24 protein-coding genes are annotated in these 22,709 nt (G+C 51.8%); 10 read left to right on the plus strand and 14 right to left on the minus strand.

The window, feature by feature from the left end; genetic code table 11:
• Nucleotides 1–314: 314 nt before the first annotated feature.
• Nucleotides 315–1,433, minus strand: a complete 1,119-nt coding sequence (locus OO017_RS00310; protein WP_266050445.1) for a DUF8457 domain-containing protein — start codon at nucleotides 1,431–1,433, stop codon at nucleotides 315–317.
• 33 nt (nucleotides 1,434–1,466) lie between these two features.
• Here OO017_RS00310 and OO017_RS00315 point away from each other — a divergent pair, with 33 nt between their 5' ends.
• The 4 genes from OO017_RS00315 (at nucleotide 1,467) to recO (ending at nucleotide 5,569) form a co-directional block, all read left to right on the plus strand.
• Nucleotides 1,467–1,790: a 2Fe-2S iron-sulfur cluster-binding protein gene (locus OO017_RS00315; RefSeq protein WP_266050446.1), complete on the plus strand. Its 324-nt coding sequence runs from the start codon at nucleotides 1,467–1,469 to the stop codon at nucleotides 1,788–1,790.
• 140 nt (nucleotides 1,791–1,930) lie between these two features.
• Nucleotides 1,931–2,527 carry a thymidine kinase gene (locus OO017_RS00320; RefSeq protein ID WP_266050447.1) on the plus strand — a complete coding sequence of 199 codons (597 nt, stop codon included), beginning with the start codon at nucleotides 1,931–1,933 and terminating at the stop codon, nucleotides 2,525–2,527.
• A 15-nt stretch (nucleotides 2,528–2,542) separates the two neighbouring features.
• Entirely contained in the window at nucleotides 2,543–4,855 is a 2,313-nt protein-coding gene (gene porZ / locus OO017_RS00325) for a type IX secretion system anionic LPS delivery protein PorZ (RefSeq protein WP_266050448.1), read from the plus strand.
• The gene (gene recO, locus OO017_RS00330) at nucleotides 4,856–5,569 is read left to right on the plus strand and encodes a DNA repair protein RecO (protein WP_266050449.1); all 714 of its coding nucleotides are present in this window, start codon (nucleotides 4,856–4,858) and stop codon (nucleotides 5,567–5,569) included.
• Between the two features lie 91 nt (nucleotides 5,570–5,660).
• Here recO and bamJ (OO017_RS00335) read toward each other — a convergent pair whose 3' ends face one another.
• From bamJ (OO017_RS00335) to OO017_RS00345, 3 genes are read right to left on the minus strand one after another with little or no spacing between them, the layout of a single operon-like run.
• Nucleotides 5,661–6,167 (minus strand): BamJ family beta-barrel-assembly machinery protein, encoded by a 507-nt coding sequence (gene bamJ, locus OO017_RS00335; RefSeq protein WP_266050450.1) that lies wholly within the window; start codon nucleotides 6,165–6,167, stop codon nucleotides 5,661–5,663.
• A 10-nt stretch (nucleotides 6,168–6,177) separates the two neighbouring features.
• Nucleotides 6,178–7,155: a BamJ family beta-barrel-assembly machinery protein gene (gene bamJ / locus OO017_RS00340; protein ID WP_266050451.1), complete on the minus strand. Its 978-nt coding sequence runs from the start codon at nucleotides 7,153–7,155 to the stop codon at nucleotides 6,178–6,180.
• A 26-nt stretch (nucleotides 7,156–7,181) separates the two neighbouring features.
• Nucleotides 7,182–8,204 carry a DHH family phosphoesterase gene (locus OO017_RS00345; protein WP_266050452.1) on the minus strand — a complete coding sequence of 341 codons (1,023 nt, stop codon included), beginning with the start codon at nucleotides 8,202–8,204 and terminating at the stop codon, nucleotides 7,182–7,184.
• Between the two features lie 220 nt (nucleotides 8,205–8,424).
• On the opposite strand from OO017_RS00345, the gene OO017_RS00350 reads away from it, so the two are divergent.
• Nucleotides 8,425–8,844 (plus strand): nucleoside-diphosphate kinase, encoded by a 420-nt coding sequence (locus OO017_RS00350; RefSeq protein WP_266050453.1) that lies wholly within the window; start codon nucleotides 8,425–8,427, stop codon nucleotides 8,842–8,844.
• A 667-nt stretch (nucleotides 8,845–9,511) separates the two neighbouring features.
• Here OO017_RS00350 and OO017_RS00355 read toward each other — a convergent pair.
• Nucleotides 9,512–9,847: a LysM peptidoglycan-binding domain-containing protein gene (locus OO017_RS00355; protein WP_266050454.1), complete on the minus strand. Its 336-nt coding sequence runs from the start codon at nucleotides 9,845–9,847 to the stop codon at nucleotides 9,512–9,514.
• A 165-nt stretch (nucleotides 9,848–10,012) separates the two neighbouring features.
• Between OO017_RS00355 and OO017_RS00360 the strand changes: the two genes are divergently transcribed.
• The gene (locus tag OO017_RS00360) at nucleotides 10,013–10,426 is read left to right on the plus strand and encodes a hypothetical protein (RefSeq protein WP_266050455.1); all 414 of its coding nucleotides are present in this window, start codon (nucleotides 10,013–10,015) and stop codon (nucleotides 10,424–10,426) included.
• A gap of 92 nt (nucleotides 10,427–10,518) precedes the next feature.
• Here the strand turns inward: OO017_RS00360 and OO017_RS00365 are convergent, their stop codons facing one another.
• Together OO017_RS00365 and OO017_RS00370 are read right to left on the minus strand one after the other, a co-directional pair.
• On the minus strand, nucleotides 10,519–11,070 hold the full coding sequence (locus OO017_RS00365; protein WP_266050456.1) for a GNAT family N-acetyltransferase: 552 nt from the start codon (nucleotides 11,068–11,070) through the stop codon (nucleotides 10,519–10,521).
• Nucleotides 11,071–11,111: 41 nt separating this feature from the next.
• Nucleotides 11,112–12,296, minus strand: coding sequence for an MFS transporter (locus OO017_RS00370; protein ID WP_266050457.1), 1,185 nt, complete (start codon nucleotides 12,294–12,296; stop codon nucleotides 11,112–11,114).
• Nucleotides 12,297–12,404: 108 nt separating this feature from the next.
• On the opposite strand from OO017_RS00370, the gene OO017_RS00375 reads away from it, so the two are divergent.
• A complete protein-coding gene (locus OO017_RS00375; RefSeq protein WP_266050458.1) occupies nucleotides 12,405–13,274 on the plus strand; it encodes a helix-turn-helix domain-containing protein in 870 nt (289 codons plus the stop codon).
• Between the two features lie 152 nt (nucleotides 13,275–13,426).
• Here the strand turns inward: OO017_RS00375 and OO017_RS00380 are convergent, their stop codons facing one another.
• The 3 genes from OO017_RS00380 to dxs all read right to left on the minus strand — a co-directional run bounded on the left by OO017_RS00380 (nucleotide 13,427) and on the right by dxs (nucleotide 16,849).
• The gene (locus OO017_RS00380; protein WP_266050459.1) at nucleotides 13,427–14,200 is read right to left on the minus strand and encodes an alpha/beta fold hydrolase; all 774 of its coding nucleotides are present in this window, start codon (nucleotides 14,198–14,200) and stop codon (nucleotides 13,427–13,429) included.
• Between the two features lie 101 nt (nucleotides 14,201–14,301).
• Nucleotides 14,302–14,658 (minus strand): endonuclease domain-containing protein, encoded by a 357-nt coding sequence (locus OO017_RS00385; RefSeq protein ID WP_266050460.1) that lies wholly within the window; start codon nucleotides 14,656–14,658, stop codon nucleotides 14,302–14,304.
• Nucleotides 14,659–14,932: 274 nt separating this feature from the next.
• Nucleotides 14,933–16,849, minus strand: a complete 1,917-nt coding sequence (gene dxs, locus OO017_RS00390) for a 1-deoxy-D-xylulose-5-phosphate synthase (protein WP_266050461.1) — start codon at nucleotides 16,847–16,849, stop codon at nucleotides 14,933–14,935.
• 374 nt (nucleotides 16,850–17,223) lie between these two features.
• Between dxs and OO017_RS00395 the strand changes: the two genes are divergently transcribed.
• The 3 genes from OO017_RS00395 to OO017_RS00405 all read left to right on the plus strand — a co-directional run bounded on the left by OO017_RS00395 (nucleotide 17,224) and on the right by OO017_RS00405 (nucleotide 19,772).
• Nucleotides 17,224–17,994, plus strand: a complete 771-nt coding sequence (locus tag OO017_RS00395) for a segregation and condensation protein A (protein WP_266050462.1) — start codon at nucleotides 17,224–17,226, stop codon at nucleotides 17,992–17,994.
• A 108-nt stretch (nucleotides 17,995–18,102) separates the two neighbouring features.
• Nucleotides 18,103–19,179: a lysylphosphatidylglycerol synthase transmembrane domain-containing protein gene (locus OO017_RS00400; protein WP_266050463.1), complete on the plus strand. Its 1,077-nt coding sequence runs from the start codon at nucleotides 18,103–18,105 to the stop codon at nucleotides 19,177–19,179.
• Nucleotides 19,180–19,256: 77 nt separating this feature from the next.
• Nucleotides 19,257–19,772, plus strand: a complete 516-nt coding sequence (locus tag OO017_RS00405; protein ID WP_266050464.1) for a hypothetical protein — start codon at nucleotides 19,257–19,259, stop codon at nucleotides 19,770–19,772.
• 34 nt (nucleotides 19,773–19,806) lie between these two features.
• Here OO017_RS00405 and OO017_RS00410 read toward each other — a convergent pair whose 3' ends face one another.
• From OO017_RS00410 to OO017_RS00425, 4 genes are all read right to left on the minus strand, one after another.
• A complete protein-coding gene (locus OO017_RS00410; RefSeq protein WP_266050465.1) occupies nucleotides 19,807–20,346 on the minus strand; it encodes a GNAT family N-acetyltransferase in 540 nt (179 codons plus the stop codon).
• Between the two features lie 54 nt (nucleotides 20,347–20,400).
• Nucleotides 20,401–20,793: a DUF302 domain-containing protein gene (locus tag OO017_RS00415; protein ID WP_266050466.1), complete on the minus strand. Its 393-nt coding sequence runs from the start codon at nucleotides 20,791–20,793 to the stop codon at nucleotides 20,401–20,403.
• An 82-nt stretch (nucleotides 20,794–20,875) separates the two neighbouring features.
• Nucleotides 20,876–21,094 carry a PLDc N-terminal domain-containing protein gene (locus OO017_RS00420; RefSeq protein ID WP_266050467.1) on the minus strand — a complete coding sequence of 73 codons (219 nt, stop codon included), beginning with the start codon at nucleotides 21,092–21,094 and terminating at the stop codon, nucleotides 20,876–20,878.
• A 268-nt stretch (nucleotides 21,095–21,362) separates the two neighbouring features.
• The gene (locus OO017_RS00425) at nucleotides 21,363–22,499 is read right to left on the minus strand and encodes a tetratricopeptide repeat protein (RefSeq protein WP_266050468.1); all 1,137 of its coding nucleotides are present in this window, start codon (nucleotides 22,497–22,499) and stop codon (nucleotides 21,363–21,365) included.
• Between the last annotated feature and the right edge of the window lie 210 nt (nucleotides 22,500–22,709).

The following is a 22,709-nucleotide window of genomic DNA, read 5'->3' on the forward strand; positions in this document are numbered from 1 at the left end:
ATAATCAGGTTACTTTTTAGTTGTTACGGGTTAAAACGCTGTTTGTGTCAGGTTGCGGTTACTTTTTACCCACCTCGGTAGAGGCGGTACGGGGGCAGCAAGCCGAAGCAAAACGCAAAGCAAAGTGCATAATTAGTACTTCGTACCTTTATTTGCAATGCCTACGGGCGCACTTTTAGCCATGTTGCCTAACTTTTTATCGAGCTTTGGTTTAGATGAGGTATAACACCCCAGGTGCAGCGTAAACAAAACCTTTAAACAGAAGGAGCCGCTGTGTTGGCAGCGGCTCCCGGTATACTTTACACTTTCAGGACTTAGGCAAACTTTCGCTCAATCAGGCGCAGCAGCTTGTTCACGTGGTCTTGTTTCTTGCTCCAGTCATACTTGCCGGCCAGGGTGCCGGTCACGTACTGGGTTGCAGAGTTTACGTCGTTAAAGTTATCCAGCGTCTGGATTGTCTGGTAGTAAGTCAGGTTATCGCCGTCGAACAGCTCGTTGATGAAGCTGAAGCGCTGGTTAATGGAAATAGAGTTCTTCAGTGAGTCGATCTTGCGGTTGCTGTGCGCATCGGCCAGCGACGACGGGGCAGCCTTGCGGAAGTTGTCGTTGAGGGTTGGGCGCACGTTGGCGGCGGCTTCCTCCAATTCGTCTTCCTCCTCTTTATACATAGCCGGGCGTGCCGCAGCAGGGGCAGCCGCCTCGCGCTGGGCCGTGTGTATCGGGGCCACCACATCTTTCTCCTGCACCGGGGCAACAGGGGCCGGCTTGGCAGCAGGCTTATCCAGGAACGATGGCGACGTCTTAGGCTGTGCCTGCTCCTTTATCTCCTCCTCTGTAATTGGCAGCAGCGCGTTAAACTGCTCTACCAGCCTGCTCAGTGGCATGCGCAGCTCCTGGTTGGCGTTCACGTACAGTTTAAAGCGACTCAGGATATACTCGCGGTCGCGGCTGCTCGGGGAAAGGGTATCTACAAAACCTGCAAAAAGCGGTTTGTCGATATCGATGTACTTCAGGTTCTCCTGCAGCTTGGGCAGCGTGATCTCTTCCTGTATGCGCAGGAACTTCTCTTCAAACGTGCTTACCGGGGCCAGCACCACCAGAAACGTGTCGTAAATGGCTTTCTGCAGCAGCGGCTCAAAGGCGTTGCGTTTCATCAGGATCTTGCGCGAGAGCACGTTCATGAAGTTTACCAGCGCCTCCTTTACCTCCTCATGCTCATAATCAAAGTATGGGCTGCGCAGGTTGGCCATCTCGTGGTGCCACTTCAGCAGCAGCTCCTTAATCACGAACAGGTTTACCTGCTTGATAGGCGTAAAACTGATGAGCTGCGGGCCATTCAGGGTGTCGTGAGAGGCAAAGTGACGGTCGCAAAGCAGATTTGCCAGCTCTTTGCTGTACCGTTCCAGGTGTAATTGATTATATTTGTCTTCCATTGCTGTCGCTTTCTCCTGTAAAGTTATAAAATTATGCCGAAGTTGAAGGTGCAAAACCTGGCGAACCTTGAAGTAGCCGTAGCCGAGGGGCAAACGCTGCTGAAGGCGCTGCAGGCTACCGGTACCGACTGGATGCACGCCTGCGGGGGCAAGGGCCGCTGCACCACCTGCCGCATCATTGTGTTGCAGGGGATGGAGCACACCGGGCCGCTCACGGCTGCCGAGATCCGCTACCGCGACAAAGGCCGCCTGAAGGATAACGAAAGACTGACCTGCCAATGTACATTAACCGGCGGCGAAATTACCGGCAAGGTGCCCGAGCAAACCAAGCTGCCACACATGAGCTACAGTAGTTAGAGAGTTTAGGAATTAGAGGTTTGGGCGTTAGAGGATTGTAGAGACGCAATATTTTGCGTCTTTGTCAGAATACCCTGCTATAACAATTTAACAAGTAAGCCATTTAGCAATTAAAATTACCACATCAGCACTCTAAAATAATGTTTATTGAACCACGCGTAGGCAACAAAAGCCACGTTAACAGAAAGGGTTGGATTGAGGTGATCTGCGGGTCGATGTTCTCGGGTAAGACCGAGGAACTGATCAGGAGGTTGAACCGCGCCAAGATCGCCAGACAGAAAATCGAGATATTTAAGCCTACCGTAGACAAGCGCTACCACGAGGAAGACGTGGTGTCGCATAACGCCAATGCCATCCGCTCCACGCCGATAGACTTTGCCCAGGATATGCTGCTGCTGGGCGGCAGCTGCGATGTTGTGGGCATAGACGAAGCGCAGTTTTTTGACGAAGGCCTGGCCGAAGTATGCGTAAAACTGGCCAACAGCGGCGTGCGCGTGATAGCCGCCGGCCTGGATATGGACTACCTCGGCAAACCCTTTGGGCCGATGCCTGCCCTTATGGCCGTAGCGGAGTACGTGACCAAAGTGCACGCGGTGTGCGTGCAGTGCGGCGACATTGCCAATTACTCCTTCCGCAACGCCGCCGATGAGAAACAGGTGCTGCTGGGCGAAACCGATTCTTACGAGGCCCGCTGCCGCCACTGTTTTACCGAAGGCCTGAAGCAGAAGCAAAGCTGATTTATACTTTAAACCGTGAAAGCCGTACTTGCCCATCGCCTTAAATGCCTGCCCTGCCTGCTGCTGGTGTGGCTGTGCTGGTGCAGTGTGGCGCAGGCGCAGAGCCAGCTGCCAATCGGGGGCTGGCAAGTGCACGTGCCCTACCAGCAGGGCAAGGCCGTAGCCGTGGCCGGCGACAAAGTATACCTGGCTGCCGAGCGCGGGCTGTTTTATTACGACAGAGAGTTCAACACCACCGAAACCATCTCCAAAGTGGATGGCCTGAGCGAGCAGCAGATCAGCGATATCGCCTTCAGCGAAGGGGCCGGTACACTCATCATCGCCTACGGCAACACCAAAGTGGATCTGCTGAAGGGCAACGGCATCTACGCCATCAACGATATCTTCCGGAAAAGCATTACCGGCGAAAAGAAGATCAACCGCATTTATACTTATAACAAGCTGGCCTACCTGGCTGCCAGCTTTGGCGTGGTGGTGCTGGACCTGCAGAAGCGCGAGGTAAAGGATACCTATAGCAGCCTCGGCCCGAACGGCGAAAGTATAAACGCCACCGATGTAGCCATACTCGGAGATAAGATTTACCTGGCCACCAGCCTCGGTATACTTTCCGCGCCGCTTTCCGGGGCCAACCTGCAGGACTTCAGGAGTTGGAGCAACCAGAGCGGCGGCCTACCCGACGCCTCGGCTGTCACCAGCCTGGCGGCTTTCCGGGGGCAGCTGTATACGGGCACCAGCAGCGGCGTTTATATTTTGAGCGGGGCTGGCTGGAGTGAAGCGGTCCTGGCTTCCGGAGCCGCTGTGCAAAGTATAAATGCCACTGAGGCGCACTTGAGCATCGTTTCTTCAGCGGGTGTGCTGGTGCAGGATGCCAATGGCCAGGTTTATACCTTGAGCCATGCTTTGCTCACCCAGCCACGCGAGGCTATTGCCACAACTGGCGGCGAAGTATGGCTGGCCGACAAGGCAAAAGGTTTAATCAAAATGAATTTGGGGGCCTCTGATGCTGCTGCTGCTTTTGCACCTGCCGGCCCTTACGCCAGCGAAAGTTTCGGGATTTATACTTATGGCGGCAAAGTATACGTGTTGGGCGGCGGCTACAACGAGAACTTTGAGCCGAACAACAACACGAGCGGCTTTTATACTTATGCAAATGGCGAGTGGCAGAACTTTAACCGCGCCCTTTACCCGCAGCCTGCTTTTGTGGCGGGGCAGGATTTGGTAAGTGCTGTTTTCAATCCCATCACCAACAAACTATACCTGGCCAGCTACGGCAGCGGACTTATAGAATGGGAGGGACCGGAGAAAGCCATACTTTACAACGATACGAACAGTCCGCTGCTACCGAGAGCCTCAATGAACCAGGTACGGGTTACCGGTGTGGCCGCGGATTACGAAGGCAACGTGTGGGTGGTGAACCCAAACCAACAACCTGGCGCGCCTGGTCTGCACAAGCTAAGCCCCGATGGCAGCTGGTTGTCTTACAACATAAACAACATTCCGGATGCCAGCAACCTTACCTCGCTGGTGATTGATGATTATGGGCAGAAGTGGCTGTCGATTGCGAGGAAAGGCAATAGCCGGAGCGGACTAGTGGTGTATGATGAGCAGCAAAACCGCACCCGGACCCTTTCTGTAGGCGAGGGCAATGGCGGCTTGCCCAGCGGCACCGTGTATAGTATGGCCAAAGACCTGAACGGCGACATTTGGGTAGGCACAGCCAGTGGCGTAGGCATCTACTACAACGCAGCATTCGTGTTTGAGTCGGCCCGCTACGACGCACGCATACCTGTTATTGATGGGCGCCCTTTGCTGAACGGGCAAATCGTTAGAAGTATAGCCGTGGACGGCGCCAACCGCAAATGGATCGGCACTGATAACGGCCTTTGGCTTTTCGGGCCGGATGGAGATGAGCAGATTCACCACTTCACCACACAGAATAGCCCGCTGCCCTCTGACAAAGTATACGCGGTAGGAGTGGAGCACCAGACGGGGGAGGTATTTGTGGCGACCGATGCCGGCGTGGCCTCTTTCCGCTCCAGTGCCACCGTTACCGAGGGCAAACCAGAGTGCGCTGTGGTGTTCCCAAACCCGGTGCGGCCTGATTTCGCCGGTGAGGTAGGCATTTCGGGCTTGCCGAACAATGCCGACGTGCGTATCACCGATGTATCGGGCACGTTGGTATACAAGGGCAAAGCCACCGGCGGCACCTTCGCCTGGAACGTGCGCGACTACAACGGAAACCGGGTGAAAGCCGGGGTGTACCTGGTGCTGAGCGCCAGTGAGGATGGAGACCAAACCTGTATCAGTAAAATAGCCGTACTGGAGTAAATGTTAGTCAAGACAAGAGGGATCGTTCTCAACAACATCAAGTATAGGGAGACATCCATCATCACCAAAATCTATACAGAGGCACTGGGCGTACAATCGTACGTGGTGAACGGTGTGCGCAAAAAGGGCAATGGCTCGCGCATCGCGCTGTTTCAGCCTTTCACGCTGCTCGAGATGGTGGTATACGTTTCGCACCGGGGCGGCCTCTCGCGCATCTCAGAGTTTAAAACTGACTATTCCTTTGTCTCCATCCCATTCGATATCCGGAAGAGCAGCATTGTGCTGTTTTTGTCGGAGGTGGTGGCGCGTACGGTGAAGGAGGAGGAGGAGAACCTGCCGCTGTTCCATTTTCTGTACAACGCCATTACTACTTTTGATGAGATGGACCGTGGCTTTGAGAACTTTCACCTGGTGTTCCTGCTGCAGCTGAGCTTCCACTTGGGCTTTGGACCAAGTTCAGGGGCTGAGGTGGTGGAGCAGGTGGCCTTCTCGCCCAACGCGCAGGCAGCTACCTCGGCACCCACGGTGCTGGACATGCAGGCTCACGAGGCATATTTTAATCAGCTGCTGCAGAAGCCGGATTACGCCACCATTCCCAACGGTAAAGTCCGCCGCGAGCTGCTCGACATCCTCATCCGCTATTACCAACTGCACGTGGACAAGCTGGGCGAGATAAAATCACTGGCCATACTTTCGGAGGTGCTGGCAGAGTAGCAGAAGTATGAAAGCATGCATTCTAAAGTATAAAAAAAAGCCGCTGGAACATACATCCAGCGGCTTTTGTGTTTTTGTGTCTATAGTATACTTATGGCAGGATCTCCAGTACCTCTACCTCAAAAACCAAAGGAGAGTTAGCTGGGATAGAGTAGGAGCCCCTGCGGCCGTATCCTAAGTGAGAAGGTATGAACAGGCGCGCTTTCTCGCCATCCCTCATCAGCTGCAGGCCTTCGTCCCATCCAGCGATCACTTGCCCTACACCTACTGTCAGAGGATAAGGTTCGCCACGGTCAATGCTGGAATCGAATTTGGTCCCATTCAGCAGTGTACCTACATAGTGCACCTTTACCTTGTCGCCAGGGAACACCTTGTCGCCGGTGCCCTCTACCAACACCTGGTAATACAAACCGCTGCTGGTTTTGGTTACTGTGGCAGGGTCAATATTGTTTGCCTGGAAGTACTGCTGTATCTGCTGGTCGTCTTTCTCTTTCTGAGGGGTGTCGTCTTTGCAGGCAGCGAAGCTAAGCGCTACGAAAAGCAGCAGAAGCGCCTGTAGCAGGCGGCCTCTGTTGTTGCTCTTGTGCATAGAAATCATAGGTTAATACTTATTTTTTGGCCTGTTTCTCGATATCCGTCAGTTCCACGTCGAAGCGCAGGATGCTGTTGGCGGGAATGTCAGCGCTTGGCGCCTGCTCACCGTAAGCCAGCGGCGACGGGATAAGGAGAATAGCCTTGCTGCCTTCGTTCAGCTGCAGCAGCGCATCGTCCCAGCCCTGGATCACGCGGCCCTGGCCCACCGGGAACTTGATCGGCTCCCCGTTAGACATTGGGTTGTCGTAAGAAGAGTCGAACTGCTTGCCATCCAGCAGGGTGCCTTTATAGTGCACAGATACCAAATCGCCGGCAGCCGGCTTCTCGCCTTTGCCCTGCTCTGTTACCACATAATACACGCCAGATTCTGTTTTCTGCACGTTCTCAAGCTTTTGCTCCTTCACGTACTCCTGAATCTTCTCATCGTCTATTTTTATCTGCTTCTCTGCACGCACCTTAGACTCTTCCATGTAGCGCTGCATCAGCTCCTGCTGGTAGGTCTCGGCCTCAGCCTGGCTCATAACACGCTCCGCCTTAATACGGAAGGTAAGCTGGGAGCCCGGCTTCACGAACGGAGGCAGCGGCTGTCCGAATGTCTTGTTGAAAAGGGTGTCGGCATTCAGCTTAAACACGCCGCTATCGCCTGCAGAAAGCATCATGAAGGCATTCTCAAGGCCGCCTTTCATGGTTGGCTCCATTACTGGAACAATTCTAGGAAGGCCCGGGCCTTGTGTACGGGTATCTACAAAAACAGAGTCTTCGGAGTTAACCATTTGCCAGTGGAAAGCCACAAACTCGCCAATTTTGGCGCCTGTAGAGTCTTCCGGGGCTACTTTGCCCTTGTTCTCGTATTCGCCTTTCTCGTTTTGCTCAAAGATTTTATAGGTCAGGCCATCAGCCGTAGTATAAAACTCGTCGTTGTTTTTGTTGCATCCCTGCAACATCAATGCACCGGCTAATACCGGCAACAAAAATTTAGTTTTAGATAGCATCTAGGTATAGTTTGATATAAGGTTTTTTATCTGACTGTGGCGTGCTGCAGCTTGTCCTTGTACAGTGGTAGCAGGCTCTCGAATTTGGCTACGGTATTCTCCAGCGTATCCATAGACATGCCGCCAGCTGCGTTTTTGTGACCGCCCCCATTAAAGTGCGCACGAGCGAACTCGTTGGCTGAGAAGTCGCCTACAGAACGGAAGGACATTTTAACGGCCTGTACACGGTCTATGATAAGTGCTGCAAAAACGATCCCTTCAATAGAAAGGGCATAGTTTACAAGGCCTTCGGTATCGCCTGTTCTGGAGTCGTATGCCTTCAGCTCGTCGGCCGTAATGGCGATGTAGGCTGTATTGTACTCGCGCAGCACCACCAGCTTGTCCTTCAGGGCATAACCCAGAAAGCGAAGGCGTAGTTCCGAAGAGCTGTCGTAGATCAGGCGGTGTATGTCGGAGGTTTTAACGCCGATGTGCAGGAGGTCTGCAATAATAAGGTGCACGTTTTTAGAGGTGCTCGGGTGGCGGAAAGAGCCTGTGTCGGTCATGATGCCGGCATACAGGCACTCGCCAATCCCGGTGTCAATCAGGTCGCCGTCGCCCATGGCCTTAATCAGGTCGTACACGATCTCGGCGGTTGCGGCGGCGTTGGTGTTGGCAAAGTCCAGGTCGGCAAAATCCTCCGGTTGCAGGTGGTGGTCTACCAGTACTTTGGTGCCTTTGGCCTGCCGGATGTACTCGCCCATCTCATTGATGCGCGAGAGGTTATTGAAATCGAGGCAGAAAATGACCTGCGCCTCGTTAACGATGCGCTGTACCAGGGCATCGTTTTTCTCCGAGTACACGATCACATCGTCGTTGCCCTCCATCCAGTTCAGGAAGCTTGGGTAGTCAGACGGGGTAACAACCGTAACACGGTGGCCCTTCTTTTTGAGGTAGCCGGCAAGGCCAAGCGAAGAGCCCAACGCATCAGCGTCCGGTTTGTGGTGTGTGGTGATCATCACCTCTTTAGGCTCTCTCAAAAGCTCTTGCAGAGCGTTGATATCATGCATAAGGTAAGTATAAATCCTCTGATTAATAAGGATATAAGGCGCGAATTTCTGAATAAAATACGTCTAAAGCAACAGTAGGCGGTATTACTAGGGGTGCAGCGCTTGCCATACCAAGCATGGCTTTCACTAAAGTTAGCTGAAAAATATACCAATATTGCCCAAAATGCGCTACTTTTGCAGGCTAAAGTAGACATTATAAACGATAAAGTAAAAAGAGAACATGGCCGGAAACAAGACATTCACTATGATTAAGCCAGATGCGGTGGCAGAAAACCATATTGGCGGCATTACCCAGATGATCGAGGAAGGCGGCTTCCGTATTGTGGCGATGAAAAAGACAAGGCTGTCTGAGGAGCGCGCTGGTAAGTTTTACGAGGTACACAAAGAGCGTCCGTTCTATGGAGACCTGGTAAAGTATATGTCTTCTGGCCCGATCGTGGCGATGATCCTGGAGAAAGACAACGCGGTGGAGGATTTCCGCAAACTGATTGGTGCTACCAACCCAGCTGACGCTGCTGAAGGCACTATCCGTAAGAAGTACGCGAAGTCTATCGAGGCAAACGCCGTACACGGCTCTGACTCTGACGAGAACGCACAGATCGAAGGCGACTTCTTTTTCGCTGCCGACGAGCGTTTCTAAGCTCTAAAAGTATACTTATTGATTGAGAAGCCCGCCAGGTGTAATGCCTGGTGGGTTTTTTTGTTTATTCTCAGCCCGAACCTCTCCTAAGAACAGGGGCGCAAGTTCAACTGCACCGGTTCCAACCACCCCTAGCCCCTCCTTGTCTAAGGAGGGGAGCTTCACCCCACCCCAACCCAACCCTCCCCTAAAAACAGGGGAGGGAGTCCGGTTCAAGTTTCATTAGCGGTGGCTATCGAACTGATCCCAGTCTTTCCGTTGAGCGCCTTGTGAGATCCGGTGCCCGTTAAGGGCAGCCGCAGCGCAGCGGAGGCAGGAGGGAACACAGCGCGATGCGGGAAGACGAGCCCTCCCGGGCTGGAGGGAGCCAAGGCCAGAAATGAAACGGGCCGCTTATAAGGCTGAGGATCAGCAGTAGCTAGTAATGATAGCTTGTTTCCAGTTGCAGGAAGCAGCGGCTAAAATACAAATCGACAGATATAAAGTATAGCTGAAGTATAAATATGGCTTTTCAAGCCAGTTGAGTTACAAACTCAACACCATTGTAGGACACAAGTTTGGAGACTTGCGCCAAAACGGGAAAGTATAAACAGAAGCAAGTATAAAAAACAAACAGCCAACCTCAGAAAGGAGGCTGGCTGTTCTACCTTAACACAAACAGGTGTCTTTAATCTCTCGGAATCACAAAGCGCTGGCCCGGACGGATCAGGTCTGGGTTATCGCCAATGGTTTGCTTGTTAGCATTATAGATCTTCCTCCAGTCGTTGGCGTTGCCGTAGTGCTTCTTGGCGATTTTTGAAAGCGAGTCGCCGCTCTGCACGGTGTAAATATCCTGGTTAGAATTGGCCTCAACGGTCTTGTTAGTGGCGGCTGCGCCAAACGGACCACTGCCCTGGCTTACCGGTTGCGTGCCCGGAGGCGTCTGCACATTCTTGGACGAGATGTTGCCTGATGTATTTGCAGGCTCTTTTTTGCCTTTCTTGAAGAAATCTGATAGTCCCATATCGATAGCTGTTTTAATCAAACTTGTTGTATAGCAGCCACACAATACTGTAGCTGCCGGTTATAGAGTAAGATACGCCGGTTGCAGTGCTAAGTTGTGCCGCCCTTTGCAACGACAAGGTATGGCAGGCCGTAAGCATCATTCAGAACAACAAAAGATAAAACTATGAATACATTAAAGCAAAGCTGGCACGGCCTGTTGGCCCTATTGCTGGCTGTAACGATAACCAGCTGTGGCGGAAACAAAGAAGAAGTGGGCTCCGAAAGTATGATCTCAGGCACAAGCAGCAAGACCTGGGTAGCCGACAAGGAAAAGAGCGCCACTGGCGATAAGGAGAAGCTGACAGATGCAGAAAAGGAGCAGACCATGCAGTTTTACGCCGATGGCCGTTTCGCCTTGGGCGGTGGCGGTTCGCTACAGACCGGTACATGGTCGTTCGACCAGACAGCCAAGCGCCTGACCCTGCAGTTTGAGGGCGCTGACATGACCGAGAACTTTGAGGTGTTAAAGCTCGACGATGACGAGCTGGACCTGAAAGCCTCAGATGGATCTATGATGGAAATGGAGCTGAAGGACTAACTTTTTAGTCTGCTCTTGAGTATAAGTAAAGGTTTCGATTATGGCGGCAGTCTGCTTTGTGCGGGTTGCCGCTTTTGTTTGCACGATAGCAGCTAAACCTGTTTTTCCTCACTTGTCAGGGCATATAGATAATGATTGCGCCACGCACCGTTAATCTTTAGATACCTCTCCGCCATACCTTCTCTCCGGAAACCGCATTTCTCAAGTACACGCACGGAACCTGCATTAGTTGTTACCACAGCAGCTTGTACCCGGTGCAACAGAAGCTGCTTGAAAGCCATGTTTACGACAGTATCTACTGCCTCTGTCATGTACCCTAAGCCTTTATACTTCTCAGCCATAAAATAGCCTAGGTAAGCATTCTGGAACACTCCTCTCACTACATTGCTAAGGCTTACACGGCCAATAAGTTCGTGGGTAGGGTATAGGCGCACAGCAAATGTATAGGCTGTGCCTTTATTCAGCGCCTCTTCGGCTGTGCTACATAGCTTTGTGTGCATGTCAAGTGTGTAGAAGTCATCCTCTCGCTTGGGCTCCCATGGCTGTAAGTAGGACCTGTTGGCAACATAGAGGTTCAGGAATTCTGGTCCATGAGCCGCTTTAACAGGTTCTATGAGGAGCCGTTTCGTGTATATTGTTTCCATGAGTTATGAGGCATTACATGCCAACTGTTGATGAAATGCGGTTAGGCTCTCAGCAAGGGCCGCATCGAGAGCAAACCTACCAAGGGGCCGACCGCCAAAAGTATAAATACCCACTGCACGGGTATTGCCGTAAGCAGGTAACCAGTTAGTTGTATGCTGAGGATGGTGATGGCGAAGCCGATAGAGGTAACTACCGTGAGCGCCGTGCCCACCAGCTGAGGCGGTGCCGTGCGCGCCGTTAACGCGGAGAACTGTGGCGAGTCGCCGGCCACCACCACGCCCCAAAACAGCAGGAAGGGCAGGAGCAGCGTAGGTAGCTGCAGCATCCAAACACTCCCTATACAACAAAGCCCCGACAACAGCAGCTGCACAAAAGCCACTCGGGCGCTGCCCCAGCGCTGTGAGGCATATCCACCCGCTATACAACCCACCGCCCCTGCGGCAATCACGGCAAAACTGTACACCGACAGCTGCCCCTGCGGCCACTCCGGATAGGCATAAGCAAGTATAAAAGGCACAAAAGCCCACAGCGTGTACAGCTCCCACATATGCCCAAAGTACCCGAAGGCAGCCGCCCGCAGCTCCCGTACCCGGAACACCCGCAACATGTTGCTTACCTCAAACCTGGCACCTTTGGCTAAGTATGGTCCGTCCGGCACGAACAGGTACATAAGCAGCCCACCGGCAGCGGCCAGTATACTTACCGCCAGCAGCATAGTTTGCCAGGGCAGTGCTGCACCGAGCCCCCGCAGCAGGTGTGGGAAAGCCGTGCCCAGCACCAGCGCCCCCACCAGGTAACCGATGGCTTTACCCAGCTTGCCGCTGTACCAGCTGGCTGCTATCTTCATGCCCACCGGGTAGATGCCGGCCAGCAGAAAACCCGTGATGCCGCGCAGCAAAAGCACGACCGTTATACTTGTGGCAGCAAAAAGCACCAGCGCGTTAGCCAAAGCCCCCAGCAGCGAGCACAGCAGAAACAGCAGGCGCGGCGAAACCCTGTCGGCGAGTGAGAGGAAGGCAAAGCAAAGTGTGCCAAGTATAAACCCGAGCTGAACAGACGAGGTAAGCAAACCCAAAGCCTCCTGCCGCAAGCCCAGCGAAGCCTGCAGCTCCGGCAGCACGGCATTGCCCGCAAACCAAAGCGAGGTGCCCGCAAACTGCGAGAACACGATGACAGGCAGGATACGGGCAGGTGTGGGCGCAAGTATGGCGGAAGGCTGTGTCATGGTTAGCAACAGGTGAAGTATAAAGATACATTTTGCTTTTGAAGTATAGTCACAGGCTGGCAGGTTAAAAAGTATACTTGTACCTTCGTGCTTCAGGCGGCACAACCTATGAAGCAGAAGCAGTTTCCGGTTTATTGTATCGAGGAGTTTCCGAGCGAGGAGAAGGAGCGCGACAACGTGTTTTACATGACGCGCTTGGAGACGCTGGTAAAGCAGTTCGAGAACATCGACAAACCGCACAGCCATACTTTTTACCTGGTGATGATGGTAACGGAAGGCACCGGTACGCATACCATTGATTTCGTGACGCACCAGATCGAGCCGCCGCAGCTGTTTTTTCTCACGCCGGGCCAGGTGCACAGCTGGAACCTCTCGCCGGATATAAAAGGCATTTCTGTTTTCTTTGAGGCCAACTTCTTTCTGCAGCATTACCCCCAGCGGCTGTACCAGTACCCATTCTTCCACAGCCAGCAGCACAAGCCGCTGTTAGCCTTGCCTGCAGATGATTTCTGGCCAGACCTGATGAACTGCATGTACCATGAGTATGAAAGGCAGTTGCCACACCGCAACGAGGTGCTGCTGTCGTACCTGCACATCACGCTCGAAAACGCCGCCCGCCTGTACCGCTCCGAAACGTTTCAGGATAAAGCACCGGGAGCCGTGGCCAAAGTACGGGAGTTTGAGTTATTACTGAACCAGCATTTCCTGCAAAAGCGCGAGGTGAAAGACTATGCCGACATGCTGCACATCACGCCGAACCACCTCAACGTACTCTGCAAATCAACAGTGGGTAAAACAGCCAGCCAGCTCATCCATGAGCGCGTGATCGTGGAGGCGCAGCGCTTGTTACTGCATTCCACGCTCTCCATCAAAGAAATAGCCTACAAGCTTCATTTCGACGACAATTCCTACTTCTCCCGCTTCTTTAAGAAGTACAGCGGCAAAACCCCGGAGCAGTTCAGGAAGGTAGAAGGTTGAGGAGTTAGAAAGTTAAAAGCAGGTATAATTCCCCTCCTTGGAGGGGTGGGGGTGGGTTATACTTTGCCGAACTATATAGTATAAACTCAGCCTTTGCAGCTGCTATCATACTTCACCACTAGTTACGCAACCCCTTAACTTTCTACCTTGCTTTACCCAAAGATCGTCTCGGCGAATTTCTCTATGGCTTTCCGGGTTTCGTAGGGGCGCTCAAACATGCCCATGTGGCCGGTCTTCTCCAGGAAGTACACCATGCTGTTGCCGGGTAGGTGGCACTGCTCCAGCGCCTTCTCCAGCGGCACGGCCCCATCCTCCTTGCCAAAGATAAACAGAACAGGAAAAGTTGCTTTTTTCAGCACATCGGTGCGGTCGGGGCGGTCGCGCATGGCGGCCAGGGCACCGGTTACGCTCTCCTGTGGGGTGGCACGGCCAATCTCCTTCATCATCTCGATCTCCTGCGTCAGCCAATCCCGGTTGCCTTTAAAGAAAAGTGGCTCCACAAAAGGGTTAATGAAGTTGATTACCCCATGGCGCTCCACGTAATCGATGCTTTTATCGCGGTTCTCCTTTTTCTCGTCGGTGTCGGGGAGGGCGGAGGAGTGGAAAAGGCAGAGGCCCTGCAGCATGTTCCCGTATTTCTTGGCAAAGGCCATACTTGCGTAGCCGCCCATCGAGTGGCCCACCAAAATGCAGCGGCGCACGTTCAGTTCCTCCAGGGTGTGCTTCACGTAGTCAGCCATACTTTCCATGCTGTAGCTGCTGATGTTGTGGGTGTTGTCGCCGAAGCCAGGCAGGTCCAGGGCAATGGTGCGGAACTTCTGCTGCAGGGGCTTGGTAAACTCCGCCCATACTTGCTTGCTCTCGCAGAAGCCGTGCAGGAAAACAAGTGTGTCGCCGGAGCCGTGGTCGGTGTAGGTGTTTTTCATAGGTTCATGGATAGTGCTGGTAACAAAGATAGTGAATACGCAATAGTTGCTGTATTGGATCCAACCACCCCTGCCCCTCCTTAGCCAAGGAGGGGAGCTTCCTACCTCTTAAAGTTGCTGCTTATTTCTTGTAGCACGGCTTCCAAATTTTCGAAAACATCTCTGTTCTCAAAGCGGAGTACTCTGATATTTAGGTTGCTTAGGTGTCGGTCTCGTTCCCGATCAGCATGTTCTGCCACAATGCTGTTATGCACCTGCCCATCTAGTTCAACAGCTAATTGCTCTGAGGGATAGTAAAAATCAAGAATGTAATTTTCGACGCTATGTTGCCGCCTGAATTTTTTGCCATTCAGGTTTCCGCTTTTCAAGTGTTTCCACAGCTCAGCTTCGGCAGGCGTTAAACTGCTTCTCAATTCTCGGCGGTGTTCTGTTAAGTATCTGCGATTATGTATTGCCACTTCCTGTTAATAAAAAAGTGTAAATACAGTTAAACACAAAATAGCGGAATTAGTAAGTAAAAAAGCTCCCCTCCTTGGCCTCTAAAGGGGGCCCCTACACCCCCAGGAGGGGCAGGGGTAGTTGGACCCGGTGCTATGGGTAGCAGTAGAAATTCAATTCCTTTGACTTGGGCCAAAATCCTGTCAATCCTAAAATCCTGAAAATCCTGATTCAGACAAAAAAAGCCCCGCAGCTATAAAACTGCGGGGCTTTGCTCTGGAATTTTATCCTGCTTTATACTTTAACCGGCACGCCCACCAGTTCGCGGACGGCGTTTTCGATGTCGATAGGGGCGAAGCCAGCCTCGTGCTGCAGCTCCAGCTGGGAACCGTGCTCGAAGATAGCGTCCGGAATGCCGAGGCGCTTCACCTGGCAGGTATAGCCGTTGTCTACCATAAACTCCAGCACCGCGCTTCCGAAACCGCCTTGCAGACAACCGTCCTCCACAGTCACTACTTTGTCATACTTCGAGAAGATGTGGTGCAGCAGCTCAGCGTCCAGTGGCTTGGTGTAGCGCATGTCGTAATGGCCCGGCGTGATGCCGTCTAGCGCCAGTTTCTGGCAAATATCCACGGCGTAGTTGCCCACGTGGCCGAAAGTAAGTATGGCTACCTCTTCGCCTTCCTGAATGGTGCGGCCCTTGCCTACCTGCTGCAGCTCCAACGGCGTGCGCCACTGTGGCATCACACCCTCGCCGCGCGGGTATCGGATCGTGAACGGACCCATATCCTCTTGCGAGGCGGTATACATCATATTGCGCAGCTCCTGCTCGTTCATCGGGGCGGCTACCACCATGTTCGGGATGCAGCGCATGTAGGCAATGTCGTAGGCGCCGTGGTGCGTAGGGCCGTCGGCTCCGGCAAAACCGGCTCTGTCGAGGCAGAATACCACGTTTAGGTTCTGAAGGCACACATCGTGCAGCACCTGGTCGTAGGCACGCTGCATAAAGGTGCTATAGATATTGCAGAACGGCACCATACCCTGCGTGGCCAGGCCAGCGGAGAAAGTAACCGCATGCTGCTCGGCAATGCCCACGTCAAAGGCGCGGTCGGGCATGGCCTTCATCATAATGTTAAGCGAGCAACCAGACGGCATGGCAGGCGTTACGCCCATAATTTTCTCGTTCTGCTCGGCCAGCTCTACCATTGTATGCCCGAATACATCTTGGTACTTTGGAGGCTGTGGCTTTTCCGGAACTGTTTTATAGATCTCTCCTGTGATCTTATCGAACAAACCAGGCGCGTGCCATTTGGTCTGGTCTTTTTCGGCCAGCGCAAAGCCTTTGCCTTTGGTGGTAAGCACATGCAGAATCTTCGGACCCGGAATATGCTTCAGGTCTTCCATTACCGATACCAGGTGGTTGATGTCGTGGCCGTCTATCGGGCCGAAGTAGCGGAAGTTCAGTCCCTCAAACAGGTTACTCTGCTTCAGGATGGCCGCTTTCACGCCGCTCTCGATTTTGGAGACAATGGTGCGGGCATCCGGACCAAACTTGCTGATCTTGCCCAGGATCTTCCACACCTCGTCGCGCACTTTGTTGTAGGTGCGGGAGGTGGTGATGTCTGTTAGATATTCTTTCAGGGCGCCCACGTTCGGGTCGATGCTCATGCAGTTGTCGTTGAGCACCACCAGCAGGTTGGCATTGGCCACGCCCCCGTGGTTCAGGGCCTCAAAAGCCATACCGCCCGTCATGGCACCGTCGCCGATCACGGCAATGTGCTGGCGCTTGTCCTCGCCTTTATACTTAGAGGCCACGGCCATGCCCAGTGCCGCCGAAATAGAGGTGCTGGAGTGGCCTACGCCAAAGGTATCGTACTCGCTTTCTTTACGCTTCGGGAAGCCGGAGATGCCGCCATACTTGCGGTTGGTATGGAACACGTCGCGGCGGCCGGTCAGTATCTTATGCCCGTACGCCTGGTGCCCCACATCCCACACCAGTTGGTCGTAAGGCGTGTTAAACACGTAGTGTAGCGCTGTGGTAAGCTCCACCACACCCAGGCTGGCCCCGAAATGGCCACCGTGGATCGATACGACATCAATGATGTACTGCCTAAGTTCCTGTGTTACCTGCAGCAGTTGGTCCGGCTTCAGGTTACGCAGGTCGGCAGGCGAATTGATGGAGGTAAGCAGTTCTCCGGGTTTGATTATCATAGTGTTATCCTTATAGACCCCTAACAAAAAAAATGGGCTAAAGTTTAAAAAGCACACACTGTACCTTTTCTTCCAAATCGTAAAGTTAGTAAATAATAAAACACAAGCCGCCACTTAATCTGGCAGAACATGTGTACGGTTTATATATGAAATAGTATATGTAAGCCTGCTAAAGGCAGTGGAGGCACAATAGTATAAAACTGCTGCCGCTGCACCGGCCTGGTGTTTTGCTGTATACCCGGCTGATGCTAAATGGTTGTGAACCATGCCCCGGCTGTTTAGGTTGAAGCAGTGAAGCGGCAGTTCTCAATCCGCTGAAAATGTTTATTTTTGCCACCTGCGCAGCCACACGCGCCCCAAAATGAGTTGATAAGGTGAGTTTCGAGATTAGATTACCGTTGTTTGAGGGTCCGTTCGACCTGTTGCTCTTCTTTATTGAGCGCGATGAGCTTGACATACATGACATTCCGATCTTCCAGATCACGAATGAGTTTGTGGGCTACCTGCAGCAACTGGAGCAACTGAACATTGAGGTGGCCAGCGACTTTATACTTACCGCCGCCACCCTGATGCGCATTAAGGCCAAAATGCTGCTGCCGCGTGTTGAGAAGGACGAAGAAGGCAACGAGATTGACCCGCGCGAGGAGCTGGTGCAGCACCTGCTGGAGTATAAAAGGTATAAAAGCGCCGTGCCGGACCTGTCGCACCTGGAGGACCAGCGTATGGCACAGGAGAACCGGGGCAACATACACCACGAGCTGCAGCAGATAGCCAACGCCAACCATTTCGAGTATGAGTTGCAGGACCTGAGCCTCTACAAGATCATGCGGGTGTTCGAGAAGGTGATGACCCGCTTCGAGGAAGAGCAGAACAGGCCCAAGCACACGGTTATACAATATGCGTACACCATTGAGGGGCAGCGCGACATTATCCTGGGTATGGTGAAAGAGCGCAACCGGGTGGCTTTCTCTAAACTGATAGAGGAGTTCCCGGACAAGATCGGCATGATCTTCAATTTCCTGGCCATCCTGGACATGCTGCAGCTGAACCTGATCGGGCTGGAAGTAGGCGAGGGCTTTAACGACTTTATCATTACCGAGGCCGAAGGACAGGCCACCCAGGTAACGCAGCTGCTGGTAGAATAGTCTAAAGACCACTAACTCTGCCAAAGTATAGGCGTAGTCCTTAAATTGTTCATAGCTTTACGTATGCCTTGGCAGAGCGCCGTTTCAGAAGGCAGATCACCACTTTAGATGGACCAGAACAAGAAAACGATACTTAAGAGCTTTAGCCCGGTAAAGGTGCTGATACCCGTGCTGCTGGGCCTTGCCGCCACGGCATGGCTCTTTATAAAGGACGATAAGCTAGGCGAGCTGAAAGGGATAGCCCAGGCCAACATGTGGTGGCTGGTGGCGGCGCTGGTGGTGCTGGTGGTGCGCGATGCCGGCTACATGTACCGCATCCGCTCGCTTACCGATAAGTTCCTGACCTGGCGCAACAGCCTGGACGTGATCATGCTCTGGGAGTTCGCCTCGGCCGTTACGCCCTCCGTGGTGGGCGGCACCACGGTGGCCACCATCATCCTGAACAAGGAAGGCATACCGCTGGGCAAGTCGCTGGCCTATGTCATGCTGACGGCCGTGCTGGATAACATGTTCTTTATCGTGGCCGCGCCTATCGCGCTGCTGCTTACGCAAGGGGAGGTGTTCCCCACCTTCAACCTCGCCCCATCGGACGTGGCCAAGCTAAAATCAGCCTTTTACATTAGCTACGGGCTGATCGCGGTGTATACTTTCGTGATGATCTATGCGCTGTTTGTGCGGCCCCGCGCGTTTAAATGGCTGCTGCTGAAGATCACCTCCATCAGCTTCCTGCGCAAGTGGCGCGTTAACGCGTTTCAGCATGGTAACGAGATTATCTGGGCATCCGAGCAGCTAAAAGGCAAGGACTTTAACTACTGGGCCCGCGCCGTGCTGTCCACCGTCTTTGTGTGGAGCGCGCGCTATTTCCTGCTTAACTGCCTGATCGCGGCCTTTACCGATGTTACCCTGGCCGAGCACGCCCTCATCATTTCCCGCAACCTTATTTTCTGGATCGTGATGCTGATTGCCATTACGCCGGGCGGGGCGGGTATCGTGGAGATGGCTTTCCCGAGCTTCTTTGGCCTGTTCCTGGGAGGTTTCGCCAGCGTGGTGGTGGTGCTGTACCGCCTGATTACCTATTACCCGTACCTGGTCCTGGGCTCTGTGTTCCTGCCGAAGTGGGTGGCCAAGGTATTCGGGCGGCAGTCTAAGGAGCGGGAGGAACTGGCGCAGGAGTATAAAAGCTAGCCGTAGTCTGCCGGGTTTGTAAGGTATAGCCGAAAGCCGTACCTTCATCTGTACAAAGTATAAATAGTTTTAACTTGATGAAAAGATATACCTGGGCACTGCTGGCACTGCTCTGGCTGGCTGGCTGCAACGGCAGTAACACCGCCCTGAACGAGAAACTGAAAGTCGCCGTGACAGAGGGGGAGGCCGGGCCGGAAGGCTACAAAACCATTCAGGTGGCCGAGCTCACCGACTTTGACTGGGACATGATGTACTTCTTTCAGCCAAACGAAGATGAGAAAGCCATCAGCGATGCAATAGGCTTTGCATGGGAGGGCGATGAGGTGCCCGAGGATCACCGCCGCCTGCTGTTTGTGAAGGGCGAGGAAGTGGTGTCTTATGTAGACTATTATTACAAGGATTTTCCGCTGTTTGTGTATGGCTGCGAGGGCGACAAGTGGATTTACCCCAGAAACCGCTCCGAGTTTGCCAGCTTTAAGTATTGCGATGCGCAACAGGAGGTCTATACTTTTATACCGGTGCAGTGCGTGGAGAATATCCGGCTGCTGATGGAGTATAAATGCCCTGAAGGAGAAGCTGTAGGGACAGAATAAACAACAAAGCCGGCTGAACGCCGGCTTTGTTGTTTTACCCCATTCTCATACTTAGGTGTAGGTTTGGGTGGGGTAGCTCCCAGTGTATCATTTCGTCGCTGCGGCCTGCCTCTTGCATACCCAGTTTCTTCAGTATTTTGGCTGAGGCGGTATTGTGGATCAGGCACTTTGCTGTAATAACGCTTACGCCCGGCTGTGCCAAAGCCCATGCTGATAAGCCCTGTGCTACCTCCAAACCATAGCCTTTCTGCTGCTCTTGTGCAATAATGGCGTAGCCAATGTCCACTTCGCCCTCAGCGTTAGGCGTGCCTTTAAAGCCTGCATCGCCAATCACGGTCATGCTGCTTTTCTGCACCACCATCCAGGATTCAAACCCGGTAGGGGCTGGCACCAACTCCAGGTTTCTGATGATTTTGGGTAAAGTCTCTCTTGCCTCCTGGTCGGGCCAGTAAGGTGTTGGCTGTAGCCCAAGCTGCGCCAGTATACTTGTACCGCCGTCTAAAAGGGCTTTGGCAACGTTAAGGGTGAAAGGTATTAGTATAAGCCTATGGGTATGGATATTTTGGATGGCCATTACAAAATGCTTTAGCAGCCTTAAAGAGGGCAGAATTTTATACTTGTCTTCGGTTTAATTCAGGTTATCAATCACCTGCTTCAGCTTTTGCTGCACCTCCTTGGCTATACCTTCCAGGGCATCGTTTTTGGCTGCGGCCATAGAGGCGATCGGGTCCACGGCAGACACTTCCACATCCCCGTTCTCATTTTCCTCCACCACCACGTTGCAAGGCAGGAAAACGCCGATCTTGTCCTCGCTCTGCAGGGCTTTGTGGGCAAAGTGCGGGTTGCAGGCTCCCAGGATTTTATACTTCTTGAAATCAATGTCAATCTTCTTCTTCAGCGTCTCTTTTACGTCGATCTCCGTCAGTACCCCGAAACCTTCTTTTTTCAGTTCAGCTGTAACTTGCTCCACGGCTTCGTCGAAGCTCTTGCCTTTCAGTGTTTTGTTGAAATAGTAGTTCATAGCTTGCATGTTTTGGTTCATGCCTTACTACGAGCTTGCAGGGGATAAGGATAAAGCCTGGGCTTTTAGGAGGGAGGGGCGCCTAGGCGTTCGCCTTTTTGAAGAAGGGATACTTAACAAAGAAGATCAGCGGGCCAATAACAGGGAGAAACAGCGTACTAACCAACCAAACTATCTTCTGATCAGGATTCAGTTTGTTTGTAAACAGCACCAGCAGCCACGCCACCATAAAGCAAGGTATGGATAGGATGGTCATGAGTTGCCAGAAGATTAGTCCGATTCCAGGGGTGATAAGTTCCATAGCAATTAATTCGTAACGGGTTTCCTGATGTTTTATCTGCACCTCTTAACTGCATTAAAATAAACCAGATAGGTTAATTCTGTGAGCAGCTACTATATTCTGATAATTAAATATAGTAAAAAAATACACAAATGCAGAAAAGTATACTTTAACAGGTTTATACTTTGATCCGCATCCGGCAGATGGCAAGCTTCATCAGGTAGCCACAGGTTGCGCTGAGCTAAACTTGCGGTATGTAGGGGTTGAGCGTTAGAAGCATTGGGAACTCTTATTCAGATCGTTTACTAGATGCCGTAGGTTTGATTTTGCCGTCTAACACTTCTATAACTGTTCGTTTTAGGTTATCATAATCAGGATTTGAGTTGAAGCCTACGTTGAAAGTATAGTGGCTATTATCTTTTCTCATGCCAATCAGATACTGAGGGCCGCCCTGCTCAATTGATATTGGAGAGTTTTCTGTTTGTATACTGTATTCAATATATCCAGCCTTATTAATTACATGAAAGATGTGCTTATAATAGATTTTTCCTTTAGGCTCGTCATATCTTTCGAAGACCTGTATAAGCTTGTCGTTCCACTTAAATTGATCAAAGCAGAACATCTCTTCTAGATTATCCAGAAGCAAGCCCTTGGTTTTGGCTGCATAAAGTTTTTCTCTTAAAGGTGCAGCTTTGGCATATTCTTTTTTAGCAAAATAGATCTGTATTAACTTGGCATATGTTTGATAGTCAGCAGGATCAATAGTAAGTAGTTCTTTGAAGATAGGCTCAGCTTTATCATAGTTACCCTTTAATGATTCCATTAAGCCAATATTATAGAGAACAGTAATGTAAGAGCTACTTTCTTTTGATACTTTGTCTTTTGCATTATAGAATGCAGTAAGAGCTTCTTCTGTATTTCCTTTATCGCTGTAGACCTGTGGTATCATTACATATGCTCTGTCAGGTGCGTCTTTCTGCTTCGTAGACAAAGTATATGCCTCAAGAGCTTTGTCTAATTTGCCAACTTCAAAGTATGAATCGCCTAAAGCACTATAGAATTCTCCATTTTCGGGAGCTAGTTTCAGAGCTGCATTAAGATTTTTGATAGCTTGGTCATGATCCCCAAGATACTGTAATGTTTTCCCTTTAATATAGAAGGGGTGAGGAGTTTGAGAGTCTTTGTTAATTGCCAAGTCCATCATATTGATGCAATTAACATCATCCTCCTTCATATAGTATGCTAACCCTATATAATAGACAGCTTTCGCAGAGTAGACTTCTGCTTTGTCAGAGTGTAGCAAAATTATCTTGTCGAATTGCTCTTGTTGATACAGCTGCTTCAAATCATCGGACAATTGGTCATCTTGTGCTAAAGCGGTGAAGTTAAGGATTAGGAATAGCGAAAATAGTATAGTTGTTTTCATGTAAGGTGTTGTTTACTAAGCTTTGAATATAAAGATAATTATTTATTAGTTCTGCTATCTCGCTCCCGCAGTTCCATACTTCCAAATCCAAAACTAATCTGCTGCGGACGTAACCCAACCCAACCTAAATAATAAACGGGGACTAAGAAGTCCCCGTCAGATAGCTTCCGGACTGGGAAGTCCGGGAGAACAGCCATTTATACTTTGTCG

Origin of the sequence: Pontibacter anaerobius (genome assembly GCF_026241195.1) — a bacterium.
GTDB lineage: Bacteria > Bacteroidota > Bacteroidia > Cytophagales > Hymenobacteraceae > Pontibacter > Pontibacter anaerobius.